The 24,259-nt window shown below is 66.1% G+C and carries 24 protein-coding genes; 10 read left to right on the top strand and 14 right to left on the bottom strand.

Features of this window, described 5'->3' with window-relative positions; translation table 11 throughout:
- Positions 1–4: 4 nt before the first annotated feature.
- Positions 5–529, bottom strand: a complete 525-nt coding sequence (locus H284_RS0111925) for a hypothetical protein (RefSeq protein WP_020076409.1) — start codon at positions 527–529, stop codon at positions 5–7.
- A 125-nt stretch (positions 530–654) separates the two neighbouring features.
- Between H284_RS0111925 and H284_RS0111920 the strand changes: the two genes are divergently transcribed.
- Genes H284_RS0111920 through H284_RS0111910 form a run of 3 tightly spaced genes read left to right on the top strand, consistent with a single transcriptional unit; the run spans position 655 to position 3,860 of the window.
- Entirely contained in the window at positions 655–996 is a 342-nt protein-coding gene (locus H284_RS0111920) for a heavy-metal-associated domain-containing protein (protein ID WP_018192578.1), read from the top strand.
- Positions 993–3,227, top strand: a complete 2,235-nt coding sequence (locus H284_RS0111915) for a heavy metal translocating P-type ATPase (protein ID WP_020076408.1) — start codon at positions 993–995, stop codon at positions 3,225–3,227. The genes H284_RS0111920 and H284_RS0111915 overlap by 4 nt, the downstream gene beginning before the upstream one ends.
- 9 nt (positions 3,228–3,236) lie before the next feature.
- A complete protein-coding gene (locus tag H284_RS0111910; protein WP_020076407.1) occupies positions 3,237–3,860 on the top strand; it encodes an NAD(P)H-dependent oxidoreductase in 624 nt (207 codons plus the stop codon).
- Between the two features lie 35 nt (positions 3,861–3,895).
- Here the strand turns inward: H284_RS0111910 and H284_RS0111905 are convergent, their stop codons facing one another.
- Positions 3,896–4,555, bottom strand: coding sequence for an FMN-dependent NADH-azoreductase (locus H284_RS0111905; protein WP_020076406.1), 660 nt, complete (start codon positions 4,553–4,555; stop codon positions 3,896–3,898).
- A gap of 77 nt (positions 4,556–4,632) precedes the next feature.
- Here H284_RS0111905 and H284_RS0111900 point away from each other — a divergent pair, with 77 nt between their 5' ends.
- A complete protein-coding gene (locus tag H284_RS0111900) occupies positions 4,633–4,968 on the top strand; it encodes a winged helix-turn-helix transcriptional regulator (protein ID WP_018192582.1) in 336 nt (111 codons plus the stop codon).
- 6 nt (positions 4,969–4,974) lie between these two features.
- Here the strand turns inward: H284_RS0111900 and H284_RS0111895 are convergent, their stop codons facing one another.
- A complete protein-coding gene (locus tag H284_RS0111895) occupies positions 4,975–5,352 on the bottom strand; it encodes a VOC family protein (protein ID WP_020076405.1) in 378 nt (125 codons plus the stop codon).
- A gap of 75 nt (positions 5,353–5,427) precedes the next feature.
- Positions 5,428–5,790 carry a DUF4267 domain-containing protein gene (locus H284_RS0111890; RefSeq protein WP_020076404.1) on the bottom strand — a complete coding sequence of 121 codons (363 nt, stop codon included), beginning with the start codon at positions 5,788–5,790 and terminating at the stop codon, positions 5,428–5,430.
- Between the two features lie 103 nt (positions 5,791–5,893).
- On the opposite strand from H284_RS0111890, the gene H284_RS0111885 reads away from it, so the two are divergent.
- Positions 5,894–6,433 carry a TetR/AcrR family transcriptional regulator gene (locus H284_RS0111885; protein ID WP_020076403.1) on the top strand — a complete coding sequence of 180 codons (540 nt, stop codon included), beginning with the start codon at positions 5,894–5,896 and terminating at the stop codon, positions 6,431–6,433.
- 32 nt (positions 6,434–6,465) lie between these two features.
- Here H284_RS0111885 and H284_RS0111880 read toward each other — a convergent pair whose 3' ends face one another.
- The 7 genes from H284_RS0111880 to H284_RS0111850 all read right to left on the bottom strand — a co-directional run bounded on the left by H284_RS0111880 (position 6,466) and on the right by H284_RS0111850 (position 17,021).
- Positions 6,466–6,759 carry a putative quinol monooxygenase gene (locus H284_RS0111880; protein ID WP_020076402.1) on the bottom strand — a complete coding sequence of 98 codons (294 nt, stop codon included), beginning with the start codon at positions 6,757–6,759 and terminating at the stop codon, positions 6,466–6,468.
- Between the two features lie 107 nt (positions 6,760–6,866).
- Positions 6,867–8,498, bottom strand: coding sequence for a DUF5597 domain-containing protein (locus tag H284_RS0111875; protein ID WP_020076401.1), 1,632 nt, complete (start codon positions 8,496–8,498; stop codon positions 6,867–6,869).
- Positions 8,499–8,559: 61 nt separating this feature from the next.
- Positions 8,560–10,059 carry an NAD-dependent epimerase/dehydratase family protein gene (locus H284_RS0111870; protein ID WP_020076400.1) on the bottom strand — a complete coding sequence of 500 codons (1,500 nt, stop codon included), beginning with the start codon at positions 10,057–10,059 and terminating at the stop codon, positions 8,560–8,562.
- 5 nt (positions 10,060–10,064) lie between these two features.
- The gene (locus H284_RS0111865; RefSeq protein ID WP_020076399.1) at positions 10,065–12,281 is read right to left on the bottom strand and encodes a glycoside hydrolase family 3 C-terminal domain-containing protein; all 2,217 of its coding nucleotides are present in this window, start codon (positions 12,279–12,281) and stop codon (positions 10,065–10,067) included.
- A complete protein-coding gene (locus tag H284_RS0111860) occupies positions 12,278–13,159 on the bottom strand; it encodes an alpha/beta hydrolase (RefSeq protein WP_020076398.1) in 882 nt (293 codons plus the stop codon). The genes H284_RS0111865 and H284_RS0111860 overlap by 4 nt, the downstream gene beginning before the upstream one ends.
- On the bottom strand, positions 13,156–15,639 hold the full coding sequence (locus H284_RS0111855) for a glycoside hydrolase family 78 protein (protein WP_020076397.1): 2,484 nt from the start codon (positions 15,637–15,639) through the stop codon (positions 13,156–13,158). The genes H284_RS0111860 and H284_RS0111855 overlap by 4 nt, the downstream gene beginning before the upstream one ends.
- 47 nt (positions 15,640–15,686) lie before the next feature.
- The gene (locus H284_RS0111850) at positions 15,687–17,021 is read right to left on the bottom strand and encodes an MFS transporter (protein WP_029042918.1); all 1,335 of its coding nucleotides are present in this window, start codon (positions 17,019–17,021) and stop codon (positions 15,687–15,689) included.
- A 147-nt stretch (positions 17,022–17,168) separates the two neighbouring features.
- On the opposite strand from H284_RS0111850, the gene H284_RS0111845 reads away from it, so the two are divergent.
- The 5 genes from H284_RS0111845 (at position 17,169) to H284_RS0111825 (ending at position 22,157) form a co-directional block, all read left to right on the top strand.
- Positions 17,169–18,143 (top strand): LacI family DNA-binding transcriptional regulator, encoded by a 975-nt coding sequence (locus H284_RS0111845; RefSeq protein WP_020076395.1) that lies wholly within the window; start codon positions 17,169–17,171, stop codon positions 18,141–18,143.
- 13 nt (positions 18,144–18,156) lie between these two features.
- Entirely contained in the window at positions 18,157–18,891 is a 735-nt protein-coding gene (locus tag H284_RS0111840) for an RNA polymerase sigma factor (protein ID WP_231371191.1), read from the top strand.
- A gap of 104 nt (positions 18,892–18,995) precedes the next feature.
- Positions 18,996–19,499 carry a hypothetical protein gene (locus H284_RS0111835; RefSeq protein WP_155885493.1) on the top strand — a complete coding sequence of 168 codons (504 nt, stop codon included), beginning with the start codon at positions 18,996–18,998 and terminating at the stop codon, positions 19,497–19,499.
- Between the two features lie 953 nt (positions 19,500–20,452).
- Positions 20,453–21,484, top strand: a complete 1,032-nt coding sequence (locus H284_RS20895; RefSeq protein WP_155885492.1) for an ImmA/IrrE family metallo-endopeptidase — start codon at positions 20,453–20,455, stop codon at positions 21,482–21,484.
- A complete protein-coding gene (locus H284_RS0111825) occupies positions 21,477–22,157 on the top strand; it encodes a hypothetical protein (protein ID WP_020076392.1) in 681 nt (226 codons plus the stop codon). Before H284_RS20895 ends, H284_RS0111825 begins: the two co-directional genes overlap by 8 nt.
- Here the strand turns inward: H284_RS0111825 and H284_RS0111820 are convergent.
- From H284_RS0111820 to H284_RS21295, 3 genes are read right to left on the bottom strand one after another with little or no spacing between them, the layout of a single operon-like run.
- Entirely contained in the window at positions 22,154–22,711 is a 558-nt protein-coding gene (locus tag H284_RS0111820; protein ID WP_020076391.1) for a hypothetical protein, read from the bottom strand. The genes H284_RS0111825 and H284_RS0111820 overlap by 4 nt on opposite strands.
- On the bottom strand, positions 22,708–23,541 hold the full coding sequence (locus H284_RS20745) for a bis-aminopropyl spermidine synthase family protein (RefSeq protein ID WP_155885491.1): 834 nt from the start codon (positions 23,539–23,541) through the stop codon (positions 22,708–22,710). Before H284_RS20745 ends, H284_RS0111820 begins: the two co-directional genes overlap by 4 nt.
- Before the next feature lie 4 nt (positions 23,542–23,545).
- Entirely contained in the window at positions 23,546–24,100 is a 555-nt protein-coding gene (locus tag H284_RS21295) for an ATP-binding protein (protein WP_196802841.1), read from the bottom strand.
- Between the last annotated feature and the right edge of the window lie 159 nt (positions 24,101–24,259).

Genomic DNA, 24,259 nt, shown 5'->3' with positions numbered 1-24,259 from the left:
TCCCTCAGCGCGCGCACTCCTGGGATTGCTCGGTGATGATCCACTCCATGCCGGGCCGGTGCATCACGACGGTTCCGCAGTCTCCGGAGGCGCCGTAGGTGACGAACAGCGTGGCGTCGGTGGCGGTCTCGTGCTGAACGGCGATGTCGACGCTCGCATCCTGTCCCGCCGCCTTGTACAGCTGGGCGGTGGCCGCGATCATCTCCTCGCACGCGGACACGTTGACTCCCGCGTTCGCGTTGAGCTCTGCGATCATGCGCTGCACGAGCTGGGGCGCCAGTCCCGCACAGGCCGTGCCGACGTCCGGGACGCGCGACGCCGCGAGCCACGCCGAGAAACTCTCGGCCGCTCCCTTTACCGGCTCCTGCCCGCTGTCAGGATTGCGGCTCGGGCTCGCGCTCGTGGCGGGCTGTGAGACGGACGCACTCGGCTTGGGCGAGCCGGCACCCGTCGTGCACGCGGTGGTCGCGGTAAGGGCGAGCGCGACGATTCCGATGGCCGCCAGGACACGAGAGCTCCGATGAGTCACTCCTCGATCCTGGCAGAGAAGCAATTTGTCCGGTACCCGACCCGGGTATAACCTATACCCATAGGGGGTATCTCGACCCGGCCGCGCCGAGAAGGCCCCGACCACGAATCGAAGGAGACACCATCATGCGCAGCAGCACGTCCACGCACGGCGACCTCGGCCTCACCGACAAGAACAGCGCCTGCACCTGTAGCGCGGACGCGCACGGACACGCGGACGCGGTTGTCGCATCCACGGCGGCCGCCTCGGCCTCCTCCGTCGACTACCTGGTCGCCGGGATGACCTGCTCGCACTGCGTCGCCAGCGTCACCGAAGAGCTCGAAGCGCTCGACGGCGTCGAGGCCGTCCGTGTCGATCTGAACGCGGGCGGAACCTCCACGGTCACCGTCTCCTCGGCCGCGCCTCTCGACACGGACGCTGTCCGCGCTGCGATCGACGAGGCGGGATACTCGCTGGTCTCGGCATGAGCGGCGGAGCCGTCGAACTCGAGATCGGCGGGATGACGTGCGCCTCCTGCGCCACCCGGATCGAGCGCAAGCTCAACCGGATCGAGGGCGTCGAGGCCACCGTCAACTACGCCACTGAGAAAGCCCGGATCACCGCCGACGGCGTGGACACCTCCACTCTGATCGCCGCCGTCGAAGCAGCCGGATACACCGCCGCCGTCCCCGCACCACCTCAGGTCGAGGACACAGTGGCCGCATCCCCCGCCGACCGGGAGACGGAAGAGCTGCGGCGGCGCCTCCTCATCTCGACCGCGTTGACCGTGCCCGTGGCCGTGCTGTCGATGGTGCCGGCGCTGCAGTTCACGAACTGGCAGTGGCTGGCGCTGACCCTCGCCGCACCCGTGGCGGTCTGGGGTGCGTGGCCGTTCCACCGCGCCGCGTGGGTGAACGCGCGCCACGGCGCTGCGACGATGGACACGCTGATCAGTGTCGGCGTCATCGCCGCCTTCGGGTGGTCGCTCTACGCGCTGTTCTTCGGCATGGCCGGCCAACCCGGCATGCACATGACCTTCCAGTTGATCGCCGAACCGGGTTCCGGCGCGAGCGAGATCTACCTGGAGGTCGCCTCGGCCGTCACCGTCTTCATCCTCGCGGGCCGTTATGTCGAGGCCCGCGCCAAGCGCAAGTCCGGCGCGGCCCTTCGTGCCTTGCTGGAGCTCGGCGCCAAGGACGCGTCCCTGCTCGCCGAAGGAGTCGAGACCCGGGTGCCCGTTTCATCCCTCACGGTCGGCGATCGTTTCGTGGTCCGGCCGGGCGAGAAGGTGGCGACGGATGGCCGGGTGGTCGAGGGGTCCTCCGCGATCGATCTGAGCATGCTCACCGGTGAGTCCGTCCCGGTCGAGGTCTCTCCCACCGATCACGTCACCGGCGCAACGGTGAATGTCGGCGGACGTCTGGTGGTCGAGGTGACGGCGGTCGGCGCGGATACCGAACTGGCTCGTCTCGGCCGCCTGGTGGAGGAGGCCCAGACCGGAAAGGCGGAGGCACAGCGGCTGGCCGATCGGGTCGCCACGATCTTCGTCCCCGTCGTGATCGGCCTTGCTCTGCTCGCGCTCGCCCTCTGGCTGGTGCTCGGCGCCGGTGTCGAGGCCGCCTTCACCGCTGCGGTCGCGACCCTGATCATCGCCTGCCCGTGCGCACTGGGCCTGGCGACCCCGACCGCCCTGCTGGTCGGGACCGGTCGCGGCGCGCAGCTCGGCCTGCTGATCCGCGGTCCCCAGGTGCTGGAGCAGACCCGCCGCATCGACACCATCGTGCTGGACAAGACCGGCACCATCACGACCGGCCGGATGAGCCTCACCGACGTGTACGTGGCCGCGGGCGAAGAGGAGGGCACCGTCCTCGCAGTCGCCGCCGCCGCCGAAGACGGCTCGGAGCATCCCGTCGCCCGGGCGATCGTCGAGGGCGCGCGCGACCGGCGGATCCCGCTGCTCGGGGCGGAGTCGTTCCGTTCCGAGCACGGCCTCGGCGTGGAGGCCGCCGTCGAAGGGCGCCACGTCACCGTCGGCCGGGCATCCTGGCTGGCGGACGCGTGGGCTCTCGATCTGCCCGGAGAGCTGCTCGACCGGATCCGCGATGCGGAGGGCGAGGCCGAGACCGCCGTGGCGGTCGCGTGGGACGGCGCGGTGCGCGGCGTCGTGGTCGTCAGCGACACGATCAAGGAGTCGAGCGCGGCGGCGATCGCCGAGTTCCGCCGGCTCGGGCTGACCCCGGTGCTGCTGACCGGCGACAACGCGGGCTCCGCGAACGCGGTGGCGGAACGCGTCGGAATCGTGGATGTGCGCTCCGGTGTCACACCGCAGGGAAAGCTGGATGCCATCCGGCAGCTGCAGCGGGATGGTCATGTCGTCGCGATGGCCGGCGACGGGGTCAACGACGCCGCCGCACTGGCAGCCGCCGACCTGGGGATCGCCATGGGAACCGGCACCGACGCGGCGATCGCCGCCGGCGACATCACGGTGATGAGCGGAGATCTGCTCGCCGTCGGCGACGCCATCCGGCTCGCCCGCCGCACGCTCGGCACGATCAAGGGCAACCTGTTCTGGGCGTTCGCATACAACGTGGCCGCGATCCCGGTCGCGATGCTCGGCCTCCTGAACCCGCTTCTCGCCGGGGCCGCGATGGCGCTCTCCAGCGTCTTCGTCGTCACCAACAGCCTGCGACTGAGGCGATTCCGAGCGGCGAACCGGTGATGATGGAGTGTGAAGACCCTCATCGTCACCGCACATCCCGAGCCTGATTCTCTGACCAACCAGATCGCCCGCCGACTCGCGAGCATGTTGGACCCGTCACCGGTCGAGGTCGTCGATCTGGCCGCCGAGGGCTTCGACCCTCGCTTCACCGTTGCCGACCGTCGCACGTATCTGACGGGAGGACACGTCACGCCCGACGTGGCCGCGGAGCAGCGGAGAGTGGATGGGGCGGACCATCTGGTCCTCGTGTTCCCCGTCTACTGGTGGTCGATGCCGGCCCAGCTGAAGGGATGGATCGACCGCGTCTTCGTCAACGGATGGGCGTTCACCATCGACCCCGAGCACGGCATCCGGCGCAATCTCTGCCGCCTCACCATCCACCTGATCCCGGTCGCCGGCGACGACGCCGGAGTGTACGAGCGCCACGGCTACGAGCAGGCCCTCCGAACGCAGATCGAGCACGGCATCATCGACTACTGCGGCAGCCGCCGAGGAGCGACCGCGTTCGTGTACGAGTCGGAGCGGGAGGATGCGGCTGCGCGTGAACGGATCATCCAGGATGCGGTGAGCGCCGTCCGGCGGGCGATCGAGCCTCAGGACGACGTCCTGGCGAATGGGAACGGCGGCCGATGATCAGCCGCCGTTCTCGAATCTCGTTCGGGTGAGCTCTATCCGGCGAGCGTGGCCCCGGCGCTCTGTGCGATGTGGCGGCCCGAGTGCACGGCTTCCTCTTCGGCGGCCTGCTTCAGCTCCGCCGCCACGTCGGCGAACGCGTCGAGCGCAGGGTTGACGCCGACGAGTGTGAAGGGCCGCTGAACGACGCGGAGGTCGAGTCCCCAGACGTCCTCGAGGACGCGACGAAGCCACGCGGTGGAGTGGTCCCATCCCTCTTTGGGAGTTCCGGGCGCGTAGTTGCCGCCCAGGACGGTGACGAGAGTGGCCGGCTTGCCACGCAGTGCCGTGCCCGTCGGGTTGGTCCGGGGATCCGTGTACACCAGGTCGAACCAGGTCTTGAAATGCTGCGAGACACCGTAGTTGTAGAGGGGAACGGCGAACACCAGTGCGTCAGCGCTGACCAGCTCGTCGGCCAGCTGGGTCGCGAGGCTGTGTGCTGCGCGCTGACGATCCGTGCGATCCGACTCCGCGATGGCGCCCGAGGTCACGACGTCGGGCCACGCCGTCGCAGGGATCGGATCTGCGGCGAGGTCGCGGCGGACGACCCGGGAATCGGGATGCGTGGACAGCCATTCGGATTCGACCAGGTCGGCGAGCGAACGGCTCGCAGAGGTGGCCGGTGTGATGCTGGCGTCCAGTCGGTACAGCTCCATGCTTCTCCCATCAGTTGTCATAGTCGCTCTTAAAAACATAGCGACTATGCGAACTGTAGCATGCGTACAATTGGGACATGGACGCGCCCGAGCACGATGTCATCCGCTGTGATGCTGCCGTCACCCTCGCGTTCTCCGTCCTCGGCAAGCGGTGGAACGGGATGATCGTGTCGGCTCTCGGCAGCGGCGCCTCCACCTTCCGCGGAGTGAGTCACGCCGTGCCCGGAATCAGTGACGCCGTGCTCTCCGACCGCCTCGCAGACCTGGCCGAAGCCGGTCTCGTCGTGCGCACGGTCACGCCCGGCCCGCCCGTGACCGTCTCGTACGGCCTCACCGACAGCGGCAGCCGTCTGCTCCCGATCCTCGATCAGCTCGGCGAATGGGCCGTCGGCAACCTCACCGCGCGCCCCTGATCGTCGTCACAGGGCCTTCTCGCCGGCGTCGACGACGCAGAAGCGATTCCCGTCAGGGTCTGCCAGCACCACATAGTCCGCATTGTCCTCGTAATCCCAGTCGACCTCCCGCGCACCGAGCCCGATCAGCCGCTGAACCTCCGCAGCCTGATCGGACGCGTAGAGGTCGAGGTGATGCCGCGGACTCGGATTCGCGTCGCTGCCGACCTGCTTGATCGCGAGCTGGGGACCCGTCGCGCGGTCTGCGCGACCGTCCGCCGGCCCCAGCAGCGCCCAATCGTCGTCAGGCTCCCGGATCGGCCTGTAGTCGAGCGCCGCACACCAGAACTCCACGGCTCGCGGCACATCCCGGGCACCCCACACGATCGAGCCGATCCGGATCACATCCCCACCCTCCGCTCGCACTCGGCAGACCGCAAGGGGCGCGTCGGCTGGAGGTTCGGCTGACGTTGGGGCCGGCTAGCCGAGGGCGAGGATGAGCCCGACGACGACCAGCACCAGCGCTGTGGCACCGTGCACGCTGAGTGCCTGCCGGACGGTCCCCCCGTTGGAGACGACGATGACGGCGTCGCCGATCGGGGTGATCGCTGCGGCGACGAGTGCCCAGCCGAAGACTGCCGGGCCGGCCACCGCGAGGATCACAAGGGGCACGACGCCCGAGGTGATGTCGCGCACCCCCTTAATGCTGGTCAGGGCGCGCGGTCTCCCTTCCGGAACGCCGAAACCGGCGAGGGCGACCTGGGGCGCCAGCAGGAAGCGAACCCCGATGAAGAGGATGAAAGCGCAGCCGAGGATGGCCACGATGAGGGCGGCGATTGTCATGGGGAACCTTTCGGACGTGATATCTAGCACCGTTCCCTAACGACGCTAGCCTACGTCGCATTCATTTTCTAGCGCAGATAGCTAACGCTGGTAGACTTCACGCATGTCTCCTCGACCAGCGCCCGACCTCGACCTCCGGCGCGAGCAGATCGTCCAAGCGGCGAGCGCCATCGCGGAGTCAGAAGGGTGGGGTGCCATCACGATCCGCCGGCTTGCGGCGCAGATCGGTCTCTCCCAGCCGGTTCTGTACTCGGCTTTCCCCGACGGCCGTCAAGCCGTCATCGATGCCGTCGCGATCGCCGGGTTCGATGCGATCGCCGCTGCTCTCGAGGCGGTCGAACCGGAACCGATGGCCCGGTTGCGGGCCTATCTCGATTTCGCCCTGGACCACCCGCACCTCTACGAAGCAATGTTCACGATGCCGTCGGGGCTGACGTTCGGTCCCGACAACAGCATCCCATCGCTTCAACGCGCGTTCGCCGCCATTCAGCAAGCGTTCCCGGGCGCGGACGGCGCGCGTGCCGAGGTCGCGTGGGCGACCGTCCACGGCCTCGCCACGCTCCAGCTCAGCCACCGGCTTCCCGAGGCGACCCTCGACGCGCGACTCGAGTACGCCAGACGCATGCTGGCAACTCCGGCCTGACACGGGGGCGCCTGAGCGACTTCAGCCGAGCATCAGAGCGAAACGACGTCGGTGAACCGTGTCAGCACTGGCGGTGCGGCCAAGTAGTCACCTAATCCCGAAGCGCCGGGGCCAGCGCGCCAGGCACGGTAGGCGTCATCATGCTCGAGCGATTCCCAGTGCTCGACCGCCACCACGTGTGCGGGGTCAGTGACGTCCGTGACGACGTGCACACCGAGGCATCCGTCGAAAGCGCGCGTGTCCGCGAGGATGTCGAGCAGCGCGGACGGCCCGTCCTCAAGGTGGTCGGCCGCAAAACGCAGGTCCAGGAGGGAGGTGACAGTCATGCGGGCGACGCTAGCACCAGGTCGAGGTTCCAGCGTTTGGAATGCGCGGAGCACTGTCTCGACCGGCCGCTGTTGTGGGGTTCTTCTGTCGGCCGCCCGTCGCCCGTTCAGTATTCGTAAGCACTGATCCTGGTCACTGCGGCCTCGGGGATGCGCGTGGGGATCGCGCGGCCGGGCAGCAGGGAGGAGCCGGGGGGTGGGAATGGAATCAGCGTGCCGCCGGCCGTCTCGTCGCCATTGAGCTGCCGAGCCACGGTCAACTGGCCATCCGCGTGATCGTAATGGGTCGCTGAGAGGAAAGAGACCTTCCGACCGTTCCGCGGCTCGAGGGTGATCCAGAAACCCCGGCCGATGATGTACGCGCCGTCGCCGTCTTCGATGGCAATGCCATACCCGGGATAGATCGGGGTCACCATCCCCCATTCGTCGCGCGAGTGCACCTGGATGGTGAAACGATCGAATGCGAGAGTCGCCGCGGGGTTCTCGTCGTTCAGCACGAATCCATGAATTCGGGCGTCAGGGTTCCGTCGGATCAGGGTCGCCGCCGCCGAGAGCAGGGCGTAGCCGTCCTTGACCACTGCGGCGTCGGCGTCCTCCGCCGTGTAGGCGTCAACGCCGAAGAGCGATACCCCCACCGCGCGGTGCCCACCGACGGCGGAGAACATCTGGGCCACGCCCTCAGCGTCGGCCCGCAGTTCCGGCACGAACAGGCGGTCGCGGCGGGAGCGGTACGCGGCGAAGACGGGCTCGGCATCCTTCACGTAAGCGTCCACTGCGAGGAAGTGCAATGACGGCGCCAACGCCTCCCAGATCGCGGCGACCGGCATCACCGGCCCGCCGCTCGGGTACTGTCCCGGTCGCTTCCCACCCGCGAGCGCCACCGGGCCATCGAGCACGCTGTCGGCGTCCAGCCAGGCGTTCACGAACAGGGGGACGTCGTATTCTGCCGTCCCCGCTGCGGCGACGACCTCGGTGTATGCAGCGAAGGCTGCGGCCATGAAGGCCTCGTCCACGCGGTCACCCGGAGGAAAGAGCTCCGCCCAGGTACCCTCCCGACGAGCGCCCACATCACGCCATTCGGCATGGATCGGAGCGTTCTCGTCACCGGCGATCGCCTCGACGACCGCAGCAGGCACCGGCGCTGCGAATGCGCGCTCCGCGAGCAACCCGCGATCCCGGCTGTCGCCCAGCAGTCCGATCTCGTTCTCCACCTGGACGGCGATCACGGTCCTATCGGCGTCCACCTCGCGGATATGGCGCAGCAACGCCGCGAACGCGCGCGCGTCGGCGTCGCGCGCTGCCACGCCGAACGGCGTGACCTGCTCGACCTTCGACCCATCCGACAGTTCGCTTCGCGGGAACCGTTCCAGGTCGGTCTTGACCCACGCGGGCACATAGGTCGAGACAGCGTTCTTCCACGATCCGAACCACAGCGGGATGAGCCGAAGGCCCCGCTCGCGCGCCGCGCCGATCATCCGGTCGAGAAGCGTGAAGTCGAACGTGCCCTCCGTCGGCTCGAGCAGCTCCCACGCCACCGGTGCCAGCACGGTGTTGGCGCCGAGTCCCTGTACCGCCGTGAACGAGGCCTCAATGGCGGGGATGCTGCTCGAACTCGAGTTATGCACCTCTGCTCCGATGACCGGGAACGGCTCACCGTCGACGGCGAGGTAGCCGCCAGCCCACGACTCGGTTGCGGATGGTGTTCGAGCATCTTCCGGACTCGATGTTTCGATCGTCATGAAGGACTTCCTAGAAGGTCAGCGGTTGGGGCAGATGCGGAGGACGACGGCTCCCCGAGGTTCACTGCGACGGCTGCGCGAACCCAGCGGATCTCGTTGAGGCGGAGTAGAGCTGGGCGAGAAACGGGTTGCGCTCGGCCTGACGCTCGTAGCCGGCACTGTCGCGAGTGCATTCGGGGCACCAGTGGCCGCCGCTCAGGATCAGGAACGGACTGGCCGCGAAGATGTGGCCGAACGCGCAGCTCCATATCAGCGGCTCGCGCGGACGCCCGTCCTGAACGACCGGTGAGACGAGTTCCCCGCCGCGGAACTCGGCGGCGTGGACGTAGTCGGCACGAGCCCACTCACCGGGCGCAATGTCCTCGTCGAAGCCGTGGTCCAGATACGACGGAGTACGCGATGGCTCCGGGGCGGTGAACGTCGTCCAATCGCCGATGGCCTTCCACTCCTCCAGTGATCCGAAGTGGGCGCGGATCGCCGCCTCGTCGTGGTGAGCGATGGCGTGCATCGTCCCGCGGGGTTTCCGCGTGAGCGGGCGCATGACGAGGTTCTTCACGATCCACCCGGGAACACGGCCGGCCGACCTGACTGAGTCAGGCAGCGTCGCGACGGCGCGCGCGAGCGTCTGCTCGAAGGTGTCCCGCCGGAACGGCACGAGGTCGTTGAGCCGGTCGCTGTCGGTGTACCAGTGGCCGTGGAAGTTGCGGGTGGCGAACCAGTTGCGGTTGTACCACCCGCGCGCGTCGCTCACGCCGAGTGCGCCGCTGATCGATGTCTGGAGTTGCCAGTTCGTCAGCCTCCACTCCTCGCCGCCGCCGATGTTGTAGATGCCGCCCCAGAATTCTCCGGGCAGGTCGCGCTCGGCGATACCGGCGAGTAGGCGCGCCGAGTCCTCGGCCGTCGCCCACTCCATGACGCCACCCAGGGTGGAGTGGGTCATGATCGGGTCACGCAGGGCGAGCATCCCGGGGTGGAAGATGCCGGTCTGGCGCAGCCACGCCCACTTCGGCAGCCGCGACTCGACCAGCAGCTTCTCCGCGACCACCTTGGTCTGCCCATACTCGTCGAACTGCGAAACGCGGATGGGGTCGCCGACCCGGCCCCAGTGGATCGGCGGGGTCCGGTCGCCGGTCTCGGCGACCGAACCGATGCCTACGACTCCGACCGATTCAGGGTCGGGCAGAGCCGCGACCGCGCGGATGATGTTCTGCATGCTGCCGATGTTCACGCGCTGCGCGAGCTCCGGGTGCTGGTCGGCGAGCGGCGAGACGACGGCGCCGACGTGCAGGATCAGGTCGACATCGCGGATGGCGCGCTGCACATCAGCGGGGTTGAGCAGATCGCCCCAGAAGACCTCGAGGTTCTCCATGTCGGCGAACTCGTCGAGAACCGCCCTGTCCTGCGGTGTGTCGAGCGCAAACGCGACGACCACCATTCGGTCGCCGCGCTCCCGGAACTCGCGGAGCGCGGCGCGGCCCCAGTTGCCGGTCGCCCCGGTGAGGAGGACGCGCGTCCTCGTCAGCTCTGGGAACCGTCCCTCCGATTCGTGAGTTGTGCGCACGCCGACTAGACCTCGGCCGGCTGTCGGCTCAGAGCGATCAGCAAGTCCAGGGTCTCCTCGGGCAGACCGACTCCGGGGAACCGTGCGAACTGGTCCATCGGCATGGAGTCGACCATCCGCAGCATGTCCGCTCCCGACTCGGCCGCCTCCCGCTGCTCAGGGGTGGCGTTCGCGAGCATCCCTTCCATGAGCGCCGGCCCGACGACCGGGTGGGCGAAGAACTCCTTCACCGTCGAGGTGCGAGTCAGCTCCTGCGGCGCTTCCGTATCGCCCTCCAGCTCGACGTCGACGCGCGCGACGATGTCTGATGCGGAGCGGCCGATCTCGACCCCGTAGCTGCCGGGCTCCACCCACCAGCGGTGGCCTCGGGCGTCCCAGAACCGGAACGCCGTCCGATCCAGTTCGAGCGCGATCCTCGTCGACTCTCCCGGCTTCAGCGTCACCTTCGCGAACGTGCCGAGCTCCCGGGCGGGTCGCCGGACACGCGATGCGGGCGGTGCGACGTACACCTGCACGACCTCCGCACCGGCGACTGCGCCCGTGTTCGTCACGGTGACGTGGGCCACGGCGCGATCGGCCCCGGACGCTTCGACGCTCAGATCGCTGACGTCGAATGTGGTGTACGAGAGGCCGTGGCCGAACGGGTAGCGTGCGCCCTGCCCGGAGGTCACGTGCGCCCGGTAGCCGACGAAGACGCCCTCGCCGTACCGCACGGCTTCCTGCTCGCCGGGGAAGGTGAAGTACGACGGTGTGTCAGCGAGCGACACGGGGATGGTCTCCGCGAGGCGTCCCGACGGGTTGGTGGCGCCGGTGAGCACGTCGGTGATCGCCCCGCCGATCGCCTGTCCGAGTGCCCAGCCCTCGACGATGGCGTCGACGGAGTCGTGCCACGGTTCGAGGGTGACCACTCCGCCGTTCGCGAGAACCACGACGGTCCGCGGTGCGACCGCGGCGACGGCTTGGATGAGTTCCACCTGTCCTTCCGGCAGGTGCAGATCCACACGGTCGAAGCCCTCCGACTGCTCGCTCTCCCAGAGCCCGGCGAAGACGATCGCGACGTCCGCATCCCCGGCGACGCTCCGTGCATCCTGCAGCAGCGCCTCGTCGGTGCCGGTGGAGGTGTAACCAGTGGAGAATGCGACCTCGCCGAACACGGTTCGCAGTTCCTCGAGCGGGATGTCGACCCGTGTCGGGTTCACATGGGAGGATCCTCCGCCCTGGAACTGCGGATCGACGGCCAGCGCCCCCAGGACGGCCAGCTTGGTCTCCGGTTTGAGCGGAAGCGTGCCGTTCTCGTTTCGGAGGAGGACGACGGACTCGGCTGCAGCCCGTCGCGCAAGCTGGTGATGAGCGTCGATATCGAAAGACGCACCTCGCTCCGCCGTCCGCTCGATCAGCTGCCGGAGCCTCTGGATGCTGACATCGATGACGTCCTCGCTCAGCCTGCCTTCGCTCACGGCGGCGACGATGTCCCCGGTTCCCGCGCCGTTGCTGGAGGGCATCTCCAGATCGAGCCCGGCGGCGAGTGCGACGACGCGGTCCTTGATCGCGCCCCAGTCGGAGACCACGAGACCGTCGAAGCCCCACTCGTCGCGCAGCAGGTCGGTCAGCAACCAGCGGTTCTCGGAGGAATAGACACCGTTGATGGCGTTGTACGAGCTCATCACCGTCCACGGCGTCGCCTGCGTCACGATCCGCTCGAAGACCGCCAAGTAGAGTTCGCGGAGAGTGCGCTCATCCACTTCGGCGCTGACGCGCATGCGGTCGGTCTCTTGGTTGTTGACGGCGAAGTGCTTGAGAGAGGCTGCGACGCCCTGGCTCTGGACACCTTTCACCCACTCGGCGCCCAGTACGCCGGCGAGCAACGGATCCTCGGAGAGATACTCGAAGTTGCGGCCGCCGAGAGGTGAACGCTTGAGGTTGACCGCGGGGCCCAGGAGCACCTGCACGTCGAGAGCGCGCGCTTCTCGCCCGAGCGCGACGCCGACCTCGCGGACGAGCTGCGGGTTCCAGCTGGAGGCGATCGCCGATCCCGTCGGGAAACACGTCGCCGGTTCACTGTCGTACACGCCGAGGTGGTCGCCGGTCCGTCCCTGCCTGCGCACACCGTGCGGTCCGTCACTCAGGACGATCGCGGGTAGGCCTGCCGCGGCGGCGGAGCGGGTGAAGTCCTGGCCGCCGAGCGCTGACGCGCGTTCCTCGATGCTGTAGTGGTCGCTCATTGGATTGCTCCTCTGGTTGTCTGTGTGGCGGGTTGCTGAGTGGGATGCGCGGTACGGGTGAGCCAGCCGCTGATCGTTGCCATTCCGGTGGCGAAGTAGCCGGATCCCGGTCGGTTGAGAAAGCCGTGTGGCGCCTCTGCGACGATCTCGTAATCGACCGGGACCTGGAAGCGGTCGAGCTCGGCGGCGAAGGCTCCACCGGAAGCGCGGAGCGAGTCGCGGTCGGCGTCCACGAGAAGGGTCGGTGGGAATCCGCTCAGGTCGTGCCCACCGGGGAATGCGGTGGCATCGGCCAATGCTTCTGGCCTTCCCGCGTAATTGCGGTTCATGCGCTCGACCGTTTGAGGTCGGAACTGAGCGATCGCGTGTCGTCCTCGGATCCTGGCTCGGAGCTCATCCTGGATGGGCGGCAGGTGGGCGTGGAAGGCGCCATAGGCCAAGACCAAAGCAGCCGGACCCGGCCTCTTCTCGCGGACGAGCCGGAGCGTGGCCGCGGCAGCCAGGCACGCGCCCGCGCTTGCTCCGCCGAGAATGACCCGTCCATCCATCGCCTCGGAACGGATCTGGTCGACAGTATCCAGAACGTCCTCCAGCGGGATCGGGAATCGTATCCCGTCCAAGACCCCAGGCTTCGTCTTTCGGATGGGACTCCAGCGGGGAACTCGTCGGTAGTCGACGGCGACGACCGGTCGCCCGGTCGCCGCGAGCGCGAGAGCCGGCGCGTGCGACTCCGGCTGATCGAGGCCACCGTACGAGAACGCTCCCCCGTGCAGCCACACCAACGGGTCGGCTCCCGCTAGCGGGGTCTGGGGTCGGTAGCGGCGGATCGGTATCGGGCCGTGGCGACCGTTGACGACGTCGTCTTCGATTGCGGTCACGCCGGCACACTCGCCTCGGTGACGGCGTTCTCGAGGTCCTCCCGGAGCTCGGGGGCGGCGCCGGGGATGTATTGCAGAAGAAGCTCCAGCGTCATGCCGGCGGCCTCCGGCGCGTTGCCGTCGATCGGGATCCCGGGCAGATGTTTGGCGAAGACTTCGGTCAGGCTCCGCCACACGATCGGGTCCGCGGCGAGGACGTTGAGCGCGGTGTCCATCGAGTAGTCGGGGCGCTCGGCCCCGGGCGCGCTGTATCGCCACGTGTGCGTGCCCGCTTCGACGGTGACCTCCGCCGCCTCCGGATGCAGCGGCAGCCGCACGAGCGCTTCCGTTCCGCTGGGAACGGTCAGGTCGACCGTCATGACCCCCTCTTCGATACGCCATGTCACAGCCACCTGGCCGTGCACGGTGTCGTGCCGAGCGGAGACACGGGTGAGGCCGCCGCCGGGCTGCGGTGCGATCAGGATGCGTCGGTAGCCGGGCTCCATGGCCTGGATGCCGCTGACGACCCGATGCAGCCACGAGCACACCGCGCCGAGTGCGTAGTGATTCAGGGAGGTCATCCCCGACGGGTTGATCGTGCCGTCCGGGCGGATGGAGTCCCACCGCTCCCAGATCGTGGTTGCACCCATGGTGACCGGGTAGAGGAAGGAGGGGCAGCGGGTCTCAGTGAGCAGCGCGTACGCGTCCGCGAGGTGTCCGGTGCTGGAGAGCGCGTCGGTGACCATGGGCGTTCCGGCGAACCCGGTCGAGATGGTGAAGCCTGTCTTGGCGACCAACCGGGCGAGCTCGTCGCCGGCGTGCTGACGCTGGTCCTCATCGAGCAGGCCGAAGCAGATCGCCAGCGCATACGCTGTCGCGGTCTCGTTCGTCACGCGGCCAGCGGCCGTCACGTACTCGCGTCGGAAGGCGGCGCGAACGCGGTCGGCTAGAGCGGCGAAATGGCGCGCGTCGTCGTCCTCCCCGAGGATCGCAGCCGTCTGGGCCATCTCCCGGGTGGTCTTTGCGAGGTACGCGGAGGCGACCAGGTGGCGGTCGGTCTTCCCGCCGGCCGGGTTGTCCATCGGCGCGTCGGGATCGAGCCAGTCGCCGTACTGGAAGCCGCTGGACCACAAGCCGTTCTCGTCGAGCAGCGCCTCGACGCTGCGGATGAATGCCGTCATCGACGGATAGGCACGGCGAAGAATGCCGTCGTCGCCGTACTCCTGATACAGAGTCCACGGGAGGCTCACCGCGACGTCGCTCCACAGGGCGGTCGGCGGTGACGGTGTGGAGAGGATGTCCGGCACGACCCACGGCACGTACCCCTTTTCCGCCTGTTCGGCGGCCAGGTCGTCCAGCCAGGAGCCGACGACGGTGCGCACGTCGTAGAGATACGCGGCGGTCGGCGCAAATGCGTTCAGGTCCCCGGTCCATCCCAGCCGCTCGTCGCGCTGCGGGCAGTCGGTGGGGACGCCGACGAAGTTGTCACGCATCGACCAGACGGCGTTCTCATGCATGCGGTTGACCAGCTCATTGGAGGTTTCGAACCAGCCCGTCCGGCGCATGTCGCTGTGCACGACGATCGCCCGCAGATCCTCGCCTCGAAGCTCTCCCGGCCACCCGTCGACCTCGGCATAACGGAAGCCGTGGAAGGTGAACCGGGGCTCGAAGGTCTCGGGTCCGTCGCCTGCGGCGGTGAAGGAATCCGTCGCCTTGGCCGTCCGCAACGTCTCGGTGTCGAGTTCACCGTCGGTCAGGGTCTCCGCGTGCCGCAGCGTGATCGTGTCGCCTTCCGACGCTCTCACCGTGAAGCGGACCCAACCGGAGATGTTCTGCCCGAAGTCCACGATCGTCCGGCCGGACGGGCTCGTCGTGATCTCGACCGGGGCGAGCTGCTCCACACGACGGATCGGGTCAGCGGTGCGGCCGAACAGCGCTTCCGACGGCCATTCGAACAGCTCCACTGTCGACCACCCGGAGTCGTCGAATCCCGGCTCGGACCACCCGTTCGGTTCGAGCCGGGCATCCACTGTTTCTCCGTCGTAGATCGACGACGAGAGAATCGCGCCGGTGGAAGAACGGAAGTCCTCGTCGGTGACGACGAGCTGCGCTCCGTCAGCGTACTCGAGCGTGAGTTCGGCCCAGAGGGCGGGGCTTTCGCTGTAGTGGTTGCGCTTGTTCTCCCAACCGAGCCGTCCCAGCGCCCAGCCGTCGCCGACGATCGCACCCAGGACGTTCTCACCGGGGACGATGATCTCCGTCACGTCGTGGGTGCTTACGGCGAGCCTGTTCCGGTAGGACGTCCACCCCGGCGCCAGGACTTCGTCTCCGACGCGGGTGCCGTTCACCCACGGCTCGACCAGCCCGACCGCGGTGATGCGCAGAGTCGCAGCGATCAAGCCGTCCGGCGAAGTGAAGCTTCGACGGAAGTAGGGAGCGGGGTCGCCCTCCTTCCCGGTGGGGAAGGCCGGCGTGATGAACTGAGCGGTTGAGTGGGGCACGGATCCAATACCTGTCTGTGAGAAAGCGTCCGAAGGATGAGGCGGGGTCAGCGAACGGACCGGATGCGGAGGACAGCGGTTCCGCCGAGCAATACGCAGGCGGCAGCGACGATGAACAGCAGCGTGTAGTTCTTGCCGCCGGCGGCGGCTCCGATCGCGAGGAAGAGCGGTGCGATCAGGGGGGCGACGGACTGAGGGAGGGATGTGGCGAACCCGACGATGCCCATGTATCGGCCGGCGTCCGTCTCACGCTCCGGGAGGACGTCGAGCAGGAGCGCCTGATCAACGGCCGCGAACCCACCGAGACCGAGCGAGACGATGAGGGAGCCGACGATCAGCACAGGCAGCTCGGTGGAGAACGCCATCGTGAGCATCCCGACCGCCATCAATGCCCCGGAGAGGACGACGAACGGCTTGCGCCGCTTGATCTTGTCGGAGAGGAATCCGCCGCCGATAGCGCCGATCGTCGTCGCCAGCACACCGATACCCCCGGCGGCCGCGATGACCCCGCCGACCTTGTCGACGGAGACGCCCATACGGGAGGCGAAGAAGAACGCGGTGAATGTGGTGTTGAGGGTGAGGCCGAAGTAGAACAGGAACCTGCCCAGCCAGTTCCAGGAGAAGTCCGGGAATTTCCGCGGGTTGAAGACGTACTTCGCCAGCAGCGTCTTGGCGGTGAGCCGATCTCCGAAACGCAGGCCCCGGCTGTCGTCCTCATGGACGAAGAGCACGAACAGCAGAACCGAGACGACTCCGACCAGTCCGGGGATCAGGAACAGCAGGAGCGGGTTGCCGGACAGCCCGCCGGCGATGATGACGCCGAACACGGGAGCGATCTGCGTGGCCAGTCCTCCTAGGCCGGCGACCTTGCCACGCTGCGACTCGGGGAGGCGGTCCGCCTGCGAGTTCGTCAGGCCGCTGAGAGCCTGTCCCCAGCCGAGCTGGGCCAGGATCCACCCGAGACCGAGGACCAGGATGGATGGCGCCAGCGCCATCACCAGGAGGGAGACCACGCCGAGGAGCGTGCCGACGATGATGAACGGGCGTCGGCGACCCAGCCGGGTGCGGGTGCGGTCGCTCGCGACTCCGAGCAGCGGGCCGGTGAGCATGACGGCGAAAGCACCGATGCCGGTGATGTATCCGAGGTACTCGTCGTGCCCAGGAGCCAAGGCGTCCACTCGGATCGCGAGCGAAATCGCAAGTGGTGTGATGAAGGCCATGAACACGCCGAATTGGGCGATCACGAGCAACCAGATGTAGCGGGCGCCGACCTTCGGGAGTTCCGTCGGGGGCGCCGCGGCCTCCGCCGCGATCACCGCCGGGTCAACGGCTGCAGCGGGGAGCGGGGGTGCAGCGACGGGGACCTCATCCGAACTGTTCATTAAGACTCCGTTGTCATGAGAAGGAAGAAGATTACTAGCACGAGCTAGTGGAGCAACTATAAACATGTCCAACTAGCACGTGCAAGTGCGAGATAGAGTCAGGACATCGAAGGAGAGTCTGTGACGAATTCGGAAACCCTCAGGCGCGTGACCGCCGCTGATGTCGCGCGCGCGCTGGGCATCTCCCGCGCCACGGTCGGCTTCGTCCTCAACAACACTCCCGGTCAGACGATCTCCCCCGCGACCCGCGAGCGCGTGCTCGCCGAGGCGAAGCGTCTCGGGTACCGACCGCACACGGCCGCACGCGCACTCCGGAGCGGTCAGAGCCGCATCGTGCTGCTGATCCTCCCCGACTGGCCGATGGACTACAGCGTGCGCACGCATCTGGATGAGGCCTCGCTGGTTCTCGATCGCGCCGGGTACTCGCTGGTCACCATGACACCCCACCCCGGCGGGCAGGCCCAACCGCTGTGGGAGACGCTGCGCCCCGACGTGGTACTCGGGATGGCGCCCCTCCCCCGCAAGACGGTCTCGGAGATCCGCGACAGTGGCGTGCAGCACGTGATCGCAGCCGTTCTCGAAGACGAAGCAGGAGCCGCCGCGGACGACCTGCGATACATCGAAGGGCCGCGCATCCAGGTCGAGCACCTCCTCGAGCGGGGCCGCACCACGCTTGCATTCGCCGGCTCGGCAGACCCGCGCATCGCGGACCTCGTGCGCACTCGCCGTGCCCTGGCGGGTAGGACGCTGCTGGAACGGACCGGCAGCGGCTTCGCTGCGGATGCGGACATCGACTCGACCAACGCGCCCGAGGTCGTCGAGGGGTGGTTGGCGCAAGGAATCGATGGCGTCGTCGCCTACAACGACGACATCGCCGCACTTGTCACCGGCGCCGTTCTCCGCTCCGGACGCACTGTGCCGGGCGACGTCGCAGTGATCGGCCACGACGACAGCCCTCTGGCGTCGCTCTTCGTCCCCAGCCTGACGAGCGTGCGGATCGACACGGCGGGACTCGGCCGCTACGTCGCGGAATTGGCGCTGAGCGCCGTGACCGAAACCGCGAAGCCCGAGGCCGGACCCGAGACAGAGGCACAGCTGGTCATCCGCGAGTCGACCGCGTAACGGTGAGCGGCCGGTGCCTCGCGCACTGACCGACTATTCGGCACCCCACCGAACCCCACGGTCGACCAGCGCTCCCGAATGCGCGGTCGCACTTGACGACCTGAGACGAGCGCGTGGGTCGCGGGAACCGTTTCGCGGGTTCGGACATTATCGAGATGTGAGAAGCGATGACATCGATGAGCCGGCCCTGCTGGCACGCGCTCGAGCGGGCGATCCGGACGCATTCGGCGACCTGTTCGACCTGCACCGCGACCGCGTATTCCGTCATGCCCTGCGTTTGACGCCGTCGGTGCACGACGCCGAGGACGTCACCGGGATGGTGTTCTTGGAGGCGTGGCGGCGGCGCGAGGTGATGCGCGATGTCGACGGCTCGGTCATCGGGTGGCTCCTGGTGACCGCGAACAACGTCGGCCGGAACTTCTCCCGTTCACGGCGCCGGTACCAACACGTTCTCACCGTTCTGCCCAAGCAGGAGAACGCGCCGGATCACAGTGACGCGGTCGACGACCGGCTGGATTCCGACCCACGGCGGAGCGCTCTGCGGTCGGCGCTTCCGCGCTTGTCGCGGAGAGACCAGGACGTGCTCTCGTTGTGCGTCATCGAGGAACTCAGCACAGCCGAGGCCGCAGCGGTATTGCAGGTCCCTCCCGGCACCGTGAAGTCACGCCTCTCGCGGGCCAAAGCCCGGCTGGCTGGTCTGCTCCATGAAACGACCCCGCTTGTCTCGATGGAAGGAGACTTCCGATGAATGACGACATCCGCTTCGACAGTGGCCGAAGTGCGGCCTGGAGGAACGCCATCGTGGAGGCCGCACGCGCGGACCGAGCCGGGCGAACCAGTACGCGCAAGCGCGTGGCGCTGATCGTCGGTCTGGTCATCGCGGCGCTTCTGGTTTCCGGTGGCGGTGTCGCTTACGCGCTGAACGCCCACCTGCTCACGCCCACCACGGCGCCGATGGTTTACACCGCGACTCCGGAGGTTCGAAACACGGAGCCTCCGTCCGTCACCCCCGCTCCAACACCGACACCGACGCCGACACCGACGGAGACGTCGGCACCGTCGACCGCCGACTACACCGTGCTGGGCTTCGACGCCGTTCAGCTTCGAGACATGTGTCAGGAAGCAGTTCGAACCAAGTACTCGAGTTGGGAGCAGACGAGCCCTGGTGTCACCGAGTTCGGGCCCCTCACTCCTGACACCCTGAGAGACGCTCAGGAGGACGGCGCTGGTCACGTAGCGATCTTCGCGTCCTCGGTCGGTAACAATGCGGGCGGCCAGCCCCAAGTGTGGATTTGCGAGTTCGAGGGCGACCCGACGAACCCGGAGCTCATCAACGCCTCGTTCCCGGACAGATGACGAACCGCTGAAGCCGCCACGCCATCCCCGAGACCCGGCTGCGCTCGGGCAGCTAACCGAAGGGGGGCGGAATGGTCGTTCTTTCAGAACGGTGAGTGGAACGTCTACGGCTTCACACGTGACATCTACGGTTAGGGCGTCCTTCGCAGCGGTGGTCGACGACGGTTACCAATCGCCAAGGGTTGCAGCGCCCGCCAGATGCGATGCTTCCGAGAACAGGCTTCGCCTTATACGCAAGAGTTCCGAGTAACCACGTGAAGCGGCCGCTCGGACGTCCTCGTACGGAAGGCAAACGCTCGTATCCAACGTGACGAGGTATGGGGCAACGAGAGTCGCGGAGAAGCCAAGGTCGTACGTAGGACCCGCCGGCGGCAATGCTGGATCCTCGATGACGATGGATGTCACTTGGGAATGGCCGATCGCCGCACCCGATCCTAGGTTACGAAGCTGCCCGTGGCGTATGCCAAGCCCTCCGCCCTCTTGGATGGGCTCGGCAAGGGAACACACGAGGGCGAAGTGCTTGCGACGTCCGCTTCCGTCCACACGACTTGTGACGACTGAAAACTCCGGGACTCGGAATGATTCTCCGCGGATTCCGACTCCTGAGTTCCAGAAGGCGATATTCCGGGGACGTTCGTCCTGAGCTGCCGCTTGGCTTTTCATGGCCGAGAAGATAACCGTTGGGTTCCTCGAGAAGGAGAGCAATCGAACGAGTGAGGGTCGAACACTCGACCCAATGCCCCATAGAAAGATGCCCCCGTTGGCCGCTCGTTCCGCTTCCTTACGAGCGAGGATTCCGCCAGGGCTCTCTCCCGACTCGGCGGCGTACTTTGACCAGCAAAATACCGAGTCGCGCGTGATTGTTGCGCTAACGTCAGAAGCGCGCTCGCCACCCTCATCGCCTAGGTCTTGATCCTGCACAAGAGGAAGTTACACGACACCACCGCCACCGGTTGAATCCACCACTTGGAGGATCCGTCATCGCTGCCTTTGCTTCACCCGAAGAGCTTCGTCGGAGGCTTCGTCAGGCCGGCGTCTCTTTCGAGCTAATAGAAGCAGCTTGGCCGCAGTGGTGGTCTGACGAAGCGTCCGATTCAATTGCCGCTTCAGCCGAACTGCGATTCACCCTAGCTCGGAGACTGGGGCTATCTCCCTCGTCGCTGCTGGAAGAAGACCCTGTCTTCGTCTGGCACGACACCACTAGATTCAAGGGCTTCTCAGCATCCACATCAGAAGAAGCCGTTCTGGGATCCTTCGCTCTATCGGTCGGCCGCCTGGCCGCAGCAGGCAGCGCAGAGCCATACCAACGACTAGCTTCCGCGAAGCAGATCCGCGCGGCAATACTCAACGAATTCCAGGCCGTTACTCTCTACAGTCTCATTGCCCTGTGCTGGGGAGTGGGCATCCCGGTCGTGCACCTTCGCGTGTTCCCCCTCGACGCGAAACGGATGGACGCGATGAGTGTCATCGCCGGCAAGCGTCCTGTGATTCTCCTCGGTCGCGATACGCACTTCCCAGCCCAACTGGCATTCATCCTCGCTCACGAACTCGCGCACGTGGTTCTCGACCACTTCGAGGGCGAGGCTGCGGTCGTCGACTTCGGGGATCCCATATCTCACGACTTCGGTGCCGAAGATCCCGATGAAATGGCTGCCAACGCATTTGCGCTTGAGGTCCTCACCGGGAATCCGAACTTCGACGTACAAGTTGACCGGCAGAATTTCAACGGCGCTCAATTGGCGAAATCTGTTCGAAGCGCCTCGGAGCAGTTCGCGATAGAGCCTGCCACCATCGCCCTTGCTGTGGGTTATCGAACGAATCGATGGGAGCAGGTCTACGCAGCAATCAATATTCTCGGCGACCGTGTAGACGACTTGCCGTCTGTCGTCAACAGAATCGCATTCCAACAACTCCAATGGAACAAGCTGGGCGAGGAGAACTCCTACTATTTGCGGCGCCTGCTCGGGGAGTCGGGCGATGCTTGAACTCGCGATCGACAACGACGTCCTGATCAAGACGAGTCAATACGGTCGCGCGACAGACCTAATCCATCTCGCCTGCGAGGACCCGTGTTCGAACAGCACAGGTGTGTTAGGCAGCGCCCCGTTCGTGTGTGTGGCGCGCATCAAGAAGCTGATCGCAATGGGCACTGCCCGAGCCGAAGCGATCGATGACCTTAAAGAGCTCTTGTCCCGGGCAGAGTTGCTAGAGCCCGATGACCACGAAATTGCCCTCGCCGCCGAGATCGAGGAAGTGGCATTAGCAAATGATCTGGCTATCGACGGCGGCGAAAGCTTGCTCCTGGCAGTCGCCTGCTTGCGCGGGAGTTCAGTATTGACGGGAGACAAACGAGCAATCGGTGGCGTCGAAGACGCAATGGACCACCTCCCAGCACTTGCGGCTATTAAATTCCGCACCGCGTGTCTCGAACAGGCGATAGCTACGCTCGCGGCTCGCCATGGCGTCCTGGTCATTCGAGCAAACGTCTGCGACAGCCCTGACGCTGACGTCGCATTGACCAATGCCTTCGAGTGTCGGCGACCGTCCGTGCCGGACGATTACGCCCCGGATGGACTCCACAGCTACATCGAGGAGGTACGCCGAGTTGCTCCCCGTGTGCTCATGCCCGGCGATGTCATCAGCCTGGCTGGTGCTTAGTCCCTCAAGAGCACGGCGTAAGGCTGAACAAGGTCGGCAGAGAGGGAGATCCGTACGGGCGCATTCACAGTAGATCCCGCTTCCTGGTCCAGCAAGGTTAGACATGCCTTGTCCACGTGGCCTCGCAGGTACTGGTTGCCGCGCTTCCCCTGCTGCGGGCCCACCGGCACCACCGTTGCGGCGAGATCTAAGGTGAAATCAACGTCGTCCAAGGTCGAAAGACACAACGCATATTTCGAACCGAGCACGTTGATCCCAGCCGGGACATCACGCCACGTAACGCCTCCGTCCTCGGAGAACTGCCTTGCACGTCGCGGGTCAGCGAAGTGGTTAGATTTGATCTCCTGCATGACCAACCGAATTGGGGCGGTCGCGTCCTCGGCGAAGTCTTGCACGCGACTCGGATGACAGGAATTCCCTCCATAGCCCCACATCGAGAGCCCCTCATCTTCGATTTCTTTACGCTTCCTCGCCAGGATGTCCTCGAGGGTCTCGCCCGCGTGCACCCCGACCTTCATGAAGATGAAATCGTCGCCAGGTACTAGGTCGCTCATGTCGATCGCTCCTCGAAAAGTTCAAATCTGTAGTCTTCCTGCCGCTCAGTGCCACGTGCCCGACCCGATATATCCCGCACATAGTGCACGTGTGGACGCCGGTCCCTTCCGTAGAAGTGAGCAAGTCCCCCCTTATCGCGGGCTTCGCTGCGGGTGTCTCGTGCGTTGCCAGGAACGGCCGACACTATTAGGTTGCATGAGCGAAGATCTGGCGCATCGTCTAGGTGATACGAATGAAGGCGGGGTGTCATCCGGCTTACATAAAATCCAGAGTCGGTTGCAAACTTTTGAACCGCGTGCAGCACCTGCTTTGGCCAGTCCAGGTCAAGGTCATCGGCGATAACGATGAGGCCATCACCGCCGTAACCGATCAATTCAAAGCCGCGCTCGACAAACAGATTGACGCTTTCTCCGCCGTTGCTGGCACCCCACGGTGGGTTCGTATAGAAGCAGTCAAACGCCGTTACCGCGGGCACGGCGTCGAGGCAGTTGTAAAGCTCAGCATCGAGGTTGTGGATGTTCTCCGCGCTAGCGAATCGCTTGACGGCGTTTACGATTCGCTCGTCGAAATCGAAGACGGTGATCATGCTGGGGCCCTCTTCCAAGATTCCGCGCGCTACCAGGTACGACACGCAAACACTGATCGCATCGCCATCCCCCACAAAGGCGAGCCTCTTGCCGGCGGCCCACCTTGCCACGAACTCGCTTTGCATGACCATGTCACCTGTCTTCATGTAGATCTGATCAAACTCGCGAAGTGGCAGCGGTCGATTCTGAACGACATCCGATACCGCGTTGATGGCGGCTCTCAGGTCGACTTCGCTGGCCATGCTCCTAAGCACCCACAAACTTCGCGATTGTTGCTACGACATCCTCAACTGGGAGATTCGCCTCCAAAAATGCTGCAGGGACGCCAGCCGTGTGCGAATAGGCAACCGCGAACGACGATTGCAAAGCCGAGTGCTGATCGAATTGGTCGGGGGTCAACAGAGGCCGCCCACCACTCTCTCGTGCAATTCGATCGTGAATCACAGCACCGGGAACCAAGAGACAGACGACGTGCGTGAACCTCATGGCTCGCAGGGTCGGCGGGTCGAATGGAATCGCCCGAAAGCCATAGAGTTCCCGCGTAACGACGTGCGAATCAACCACCACATCGCCGGACATGTCTCCGATTGCCTCTCGAACATGTTCATCCGCTCGAACAACGTCCTCCGGCGATATGACTGCAGCGGATCGTCGCCGAAGTTCCTCTTGACTAGAAACACCCAGATTCTTCGTTAGGAGATCCCCGTACGAAACGTACTGACCTCCGACCAATTCGGCTAGAGCGCGCCCCGCTGTGGACTTCCCGCTCCCGGGTGCGCCCGTAAGATACAGCCTGAACACTGCGCCCCCTGATTGCAGTTCTGAACTTTCGTCCACGCTACTGGGAGTTGAGAAGTCGTCAATATCCCCCGTTCGCGTGACGCTTCCGCGGTGGAACTGGGCATTCGGTGATCCCGGTGGAGGGGACGGGCGACCGTCGCGAGCGAGCACCGGATCCCG

Origin of the sequence: Cryocola sp. 340MFSha3.1 (assembly GCF_000383315.1) — a bacterium.
Lineage (GTDB): Bacteria > Actinomycetota > Actinomycetes > Actinomycetales > Microbacteriaceae > Leifsonia.
The sequence above is the reverse complement of the archived record's forward strand: the minus strand, read 5'-3'. Positions and strand labels throughout refer to the sequence as shown.